Below are 5,313 nucleotides of genomic sequence, written 5' to 3' on the forward strand. Positions count from 1 at the left end.
TACACGCCGCTCGAGCTCGCAGGCCGGGACATCTATATCCGCGAAGGATGCTACACCTGCCACAGTCAGATGATCCGCTCCCTCAAGGACGAGGTCGAGCGCTACGGCCATTACAGCCTTGCCGCCGAGAGCATGTACGACCATCCCTTCCAATGGGGCTCGAAGCGCACGGGCCCCGATCTCGCGCGGGTCGGGGGCAAGTATTCGGACGAGTGGCATCGCGCGCATATGGTCGATCCTCGATCGGTCGTGCCGGAATCGGTGATGCCGGGCTATCCGTTTCTGGCTGAGCGCGAACTCGACTATGACGACATCGGGGAGCGCTTGCGTGTCAACGCCACTGTCGGTGTGCCTTACACCGAAGAGATGATCGCGAGTGCGAGTGCCGATCTGGAGCGACAGGCGGGCGCGAACACAGAGGCGCTCGAAGCGTTTCTCGAGCGCTATCCCAAGGCGCAAGCGCGGCCGTTCGACGGCGACCCGAGCTACATCTCAGAGCTCGATGCGCTGATCGCCTACATGCAGATGCTGGGGACGCTGGTCGACTTCGCGACGTTCGACGCCGCGGGCCCCAATCTCAGGTGAGGAGAACGCGATGACCTACGAGCAAGTGGCATCCATCAGCCAAGTGGCGGCGCTCCTGTTCTTCATCGCGCTGTTCGCCGCCGTGGTGATCTACGCGTTCTGGCCAGGCAATAAGAAGAAATTCGACGAGGCGGCACAATTGCCGCTGGAACAGGACCCGGAGCCCGGGCCCGAGAACAAGAAAGACGACTGAGCCATGGCCAAGGAACAAGGCGAGACGTCAGCGGACGAGGAGACGACCGGCCATGAGTGGGACGGCATCCAGGAGCTGAACAAGCCGCTGCCCAAATGGTGGCTTTATACGTTCTATGCCTGCATCGTCTGGGCGGTCGGCTATTGGATTCTCTATCCAACCTGGCCGCTGATTTCGAGCCATACGGCTGGCTATCTCGGCTATAGCCAGCGCGAGGTCGTCGCAGAGGACTTGGCGCAAGCGCAAGCTGAGAAGGCCGGCTTCCGCGACAGAATCGCCGCGAGCGATCTCGAGACCATCCAATCCGACCCGGAGTTGCTCAACTTCGCGCTAGCCGGCGGTGCGGCGGCGTTCGGCGATAATTGTGCGCCCTGTCACGGCCGCGGCGCGCAAGGGGCCATCGGCTATCCGAACTTGCAGGACGATGCTTGGCTGTGGGGCGGCTCGCTCGATGCGATCCACCACACGATCCAGTACGGCATTCGCGCCGAGGACGCCGAGACCCGCAACAGTCAGATGCCGGCTTTCGGCAAGCTCGGCATGTTGAAGCCGGACCAAGTGTCCGACGTCGCCGAGTATGTGTTGTCGCTCTCCGGCAATGAAGGCGATGAAGAGGCCGCGGAACGGGGGCAGGCGCTCTTCGCCACGAACTGCGCCGCGTGCCATGGGCCGGAAGGCCAAGGCAATCAGGCGCTCGGTGCGCCAAACCTTGCGGACGAGCTCTGGCTCTACGGCGGCGACAAGGCGACCGTCGTGGAGACGATTACCAATAGCCGCAGCGGCATGATGCCGGCATGGCACGAGCGCCTCGATCCCGCGACGGTCAAGGAACTCGCCATCTATGTCCACTCGCTGGGCGGCGGCGAGTAGCCCCAAAGGGCTAAAGTGATGGCAATGATCGACGTGCACGTACAGCACAGCGCCCCGATGGCGGGCGGAAACGGAAACGCGCGCCCCGTCGAGGCGGCGCCTGGCGTGGCGCGGAGCGATGTGCCCACGGTCGGCAATGAGAGGCAGTCTCTCTACGCCGGGCGGGTGAAGGTCTATCCCAAGGAGGCGCATGGCCGGTTTCGGACGGCCAAATGGATCGTCATGGCGGTCACGCTTGGCATCTACTATGTGTTCCCGTGGATCCGCTGGGACCGGGGACCGTATCTCCCCGATCAGGCCGTGCTGATCGATTTGCCGGCGCGCCGCTTCTACTTCTTCTTCCTCGAGATCTGGCCCCAGGAGTTCTACTTCGTCACGGGACTGCTGGTTCTGGCGGCGCTGGCGCTGTTCCTCGTCACCGCGATCGCGGGGCGTGTGTGGTGCGGCTACACCTGTCCGCAGACAGTGTGGACCGATCTGATGATCGCCGTGGAGCGCTTCTGGCAGGGAGACCGGAACCAGCGTCTCAAGCTCGACAAGGATCCGTGGGCCGCCGAAACGATCTGGAAGAAGTCGGCGACCCATATCAGCTGGCTGCTGATCGCCGTCGCCACTGGCGGCGCCTGGGTCTTCTACTTCGCCGACGCGCCTACCCTTGCCAGAGAGCTGGTGACGTTCGACGCGCCGATGGTGGCGTATCTCTTCATCGGGCTCTTCACGGCGACCACCTACGTGCTCGGCGGCATCGCCCGCGAGCAGGTGTGCATCTATATGTGCCCCTGGCCGCGCATCCAGGGCGCCATGTTCGACCGGGACTCGCTGCTGATTTCCTATCGCACCTGGCGGGGCGAGCCGCATGGGCCGCATAAGGCGGGGCAGTCCTGGGAGGGGCGCGGGGATTGCATTGACTGCCGGCAATGCGTGGCCGTGTGTCCGACAGGCATCGACATTCGCGACGGACCGCAGCTTGAGTGCATCCAATGCGCGTTGTGCATCGACGCGTGCGACGGGATCATGGACAAGGTGGGCAGGCCGCGCGGGCTGATCGCCTACGACACCGTGCGCAATCTCGATGCCGGCGCAGAGAACGCCGAACCGCTACAGCTGTTGCGCCCGCGCGTGATCCTCTACGCCGCGGCCATTGCCGTGGTGGGCCTCATCATGGTTGTGGCGCTGGCCATACGGCCCGTGCTCGACGTGAACGTGCTGCATGACCGTAATCCGCTTTATGTCCGGCTGTCGGATGGCGGCGTGCGCAACGGCTTCACGGTCAAGCTCATGAACAAGCTCTATCTTCCGCGCGTCTTCAAACTCGGCGTCGAAGGATTGCCCGGCGCCAAGCTCGACATGGTGGGCCATGAAGGGGGTGTCGTGCCGGTGCCGCCGGACAACATTCAGTCGGTCCGGCTTTATGTGACACTCGACAAGCAGGGGACACACGCGCTTCCGGAGCAGGCCACGACGTTCGACATCGTGATCACCGACATCGCCAGCGGCAACGAGACCGCCCACGAAGCGACATTCCAGGGGCCGCCGCGATGAGAACACAAGGCGGGTTTGCACATCGCTGGTTCGCGAACGGCATCGAGGGGCGCCATGTGCTGATGGGTCTTGTCGCTTTCTTTGGGGTGATGTTCGTGGCCAACGGGCTGCTCGTCTATTACGCGCTCGGCACGTTCAGCGGTGGTGACAGGCCGGACCCTTACCGCAGCGGTCTTACCTATAACGAGACGATTGCCGCCGGGGAGCGCCAGGCCGCGCTCGGCTGGCATAGCGAGATCGCCTATGATCCGGCTGCGGCAAGGCTTACTTTGCGGTTCGCCGACAAAACGGCGGAACCGGTCTCTGGCCTGAGGCTCGACGGGCAACTCACGCGCCCGGCCACGAACCGGGAGGACCGGGCCCTCGCGTTCACGGAAGTCTCTCCGGGGGTCTATGCCGCCGACGTGGCGCTCGGACCCGGGAGTTGGGTGCTCTCCGTGGAGTCTTTGCTGCATCAGGACGGCGAGCCGCTGCACCGTTTGAAGCGGCGTCTCTTCGTGGCGGACCGGCCATGACGGCGCATCCGACCACATTTGCCAAGCAGGCGGCGGAAGCGGGCGCGGCCACGCTGACCCTCGCTGTCGAGGATATGCATTGTGGCGCCTGCCTGCGCTCTGTGGAGCGGGCTGCCATGCGGGTGCCTGGCGTCGACAGCGCGCGCGCCTCGCTCGCCGCCAAGCGGCTAACCGTAACCTATGACCCGGCAAAAGCCGGCGAGGTCGCGCTGATCGGTGCCCTCGACCGCATCGGCTTCACGGCCTCCCCCATGGACACGGCCAAGCAGGACCGTGGCGATGCGCGGCAGAAATATCTTCTGCGGCGCGTGGCGGTGGCGGGCTTCGCCGCCATGAACATCATGCTCCTCTCCATCGCCGTGTGGTCGGGGGAAGGCGGAGATATGGACCCAGCTTTAGCCGGGCTGTTCCGCTGGCTCTCCGCGCTGATCGCGCTGCCCACGGTCGTCTATGCGGGGGCGCCGTTCTTCACGTCGGCCTATGCGGCGCTCAAAGGGCGCCGGCTCAACATGGACGTGCCGATCTCGCTAGCCATCATTCTGGCGACGGGCATGAGCCTCTATCAAACCATGCTCAATACCGAGCAGGTCTATTTCGACGCCGCCGTCACCTTGCTGTTCTTCCTTCTGGTCGGGCGCTATCTCGATGAGACGTTGCGGGTGCGCGCGCGCGGCGAAGCGCAGAACCGTCTGAGTTTGCAGAACGGCATCGCCACGGTGCGCGACCCGGACGGAACGCGGCGGCAGGTCGCCGCCAATGCACTTCGGCCCGGTGACCGGCTGCTGGTCGCCGCGGGTGAGCGGGTCGCGGCGGACGGCGTCGTCGTATGCGGCCGCGGACAGATCGATCAGAGCCTGATCACGGGCGAGACGGCGCCTGCATCCGTCGAGACCGGCACGCAAATCTATGCGGGCACACTCAACCTGACGCATAGCTTGGAGGTGGACGTCACGGCGGCCGACGACGCGACGCTGCTTGCCGAGATCAGCCGGTTGATGCTGGCCGCCGAGCAGGGCAAGGCGCGCTATCGCCGGCTGGCGGACCGTGCCGCGCAAATCTACGCGCCGGCCGTGCATGGGTTGGGGCTTGCGACATTCATCGGCTGGCTTGCGTTCGGCGCCACGTGGCAGACGGCGCTCACTTATGCCATAGCCGTGCTGATCATCACGTGTCCCTGCGCGCTTGCGCTCGCCGTGCCGGCGGTGCAGATCGCCGCCGCTAGCCGCCTTTTCAAGCGGGGCATCATGGTCAAGGCGCCGGACGGGCTGGAGCGCATCGCCGAGATCGACACGGTGGTCTTCGACAAGACCGGAACGCTGACTCTCGGAAAGCCCCAACTGATTGATATAGAGGATATTTCGGATAGCGTTTTGGCGTCGGCGGCGGCGCTGGCCTCGGCCAGCCGGCACCCGTATTCGCGCGCGCTGGTCGCCGCGGCGGAGCGGCGGGCCGGCGCGGTCCAACCCATGACCGGGATCGAAGAGACGCCAGGTGAGGGCTTGTCGTGCGGCGACGAACGGCTGGGGTCGGCGGCATGGTGCGGCGTGGAGACCGGGGACGCGCAAGGCAGCCGGGTGTGGTACCGGCGGGGCAAGGAGGCGCCGGTGT

6 protein-coding genes are annotated in these 5,313 nt (G+C 65.2%); all 6 read left to right on the forward strand.

Annotation, left to right across the window (positions count from 1 at the left end):
• On the forward strand, positions 1-585 hold a 585-nt coding region (gene ccoO / locus ACSLE4_RS00400), incomplete at its 5' end, for a cytochrome-c oxidase, cbb3-type subunit II (protein ID WP_435902513.1).
• A 10-nt stretch (positions 586-595) separates the two neighbouring features.
• Positions 596-778: a cbb3-type cytochrome c oxidase subunit 3 gene (locus ACSLE4_RS00405; RefSeq protein WP_435902514.1), complete on the forward strand. Its 183-nt coding sequence runs from the start codon at positions 596-598 to the stop codon at positions 776-778.
• Positions 779-781: 3 nt separating this feature from the next.
• Positions 782-1,648, forward strand: a complete 867-nt coding sequence (gene ccoP / locus ACSLE4_RS00410; RefSeq protein WP_435902515.1) for a cytochrome-c oxidase, cbb3-type subunit III — start codon at positions 782-784, stop codon at positions 1,646-1,648.
• Positions 1,649-1,705: 57 nt separating this feature from the next.
• Positions 1,706-3,190: a cytochrome c oxidase accessory protein CcoG gene (gene ccoG, locus ACSLE4_RS00415; RefSeq protein ID WP_435902518.1), complete on the forward strand. Its 1,485-nt coding sequence runs from the start codon at positions 1,706-1,708 to the stop codon at positions 3,188-3,190.
• Positions 3,187-3,705 (forward strand): FixH family protein, encoded by a 519-nt coding sequence (locus ACSLE4_RS00420; RefSeq protein ID WP_435902516.1) that lies wholly within the window; start codon positions 3,187-3,189, stop codon positions 3,703-3,705. The genes ccoG and ACSLE4_RS00420 overlap by 4 nt, the downstream gene beginning before the upstream one ends.
• Positions 3,702-5,313 (forward strand): heavy metal translocating P-type ATPase (locus ACSLE4_RS00425; protein ID WP_435902517.1); only part of this gene is annotated, 1,612 nt, incomplete at its 3' end. The genes ACSLE4_RS00420 and ACSLE4_RS00425, both read left to right, overlap by 4 nt.

This window comes from Methyloceanibacter sp., assembly GCF_051306395.1.
Lineage (GTDB): Bacteria > Pseudomonadota > Alphaproteobacteria > Rhizobiales > Methyloligellaceae > Methyloceanibacter.

Excerpts from the sequence above, each read along its gene's own strand:
- ccoG (WP_435902518.1), top strand. The coding sequence starts at position 1,706 with ATGGCGGGCGGAAACGGAAACGCGCGCCCCGTCGAGGCGGCGCCTGGC.
- ACSLE4_RS00405 (WP_435902514.1), top strand. The coding sequence starts at position 596 with ATGACCTACGAGCAAGTGGCATCCATCAGCCAAGTGGCGGCGCTCCTG.
- ACSLE4_RS00420 (WP_435902516.1), top strand. The coding sequence starts at position 3,187 with ATGAGAACACAAGGCGGGTTTGCACATCGCTGGTTCGCGAACGGCATC.
- ccoP (WP_435902515.1), top strand. The coding sequence starts at position 782 with ATGGCCAAGGAACAAGGCGAGACGTCAGCGGACGAGGAGACGACCGGC.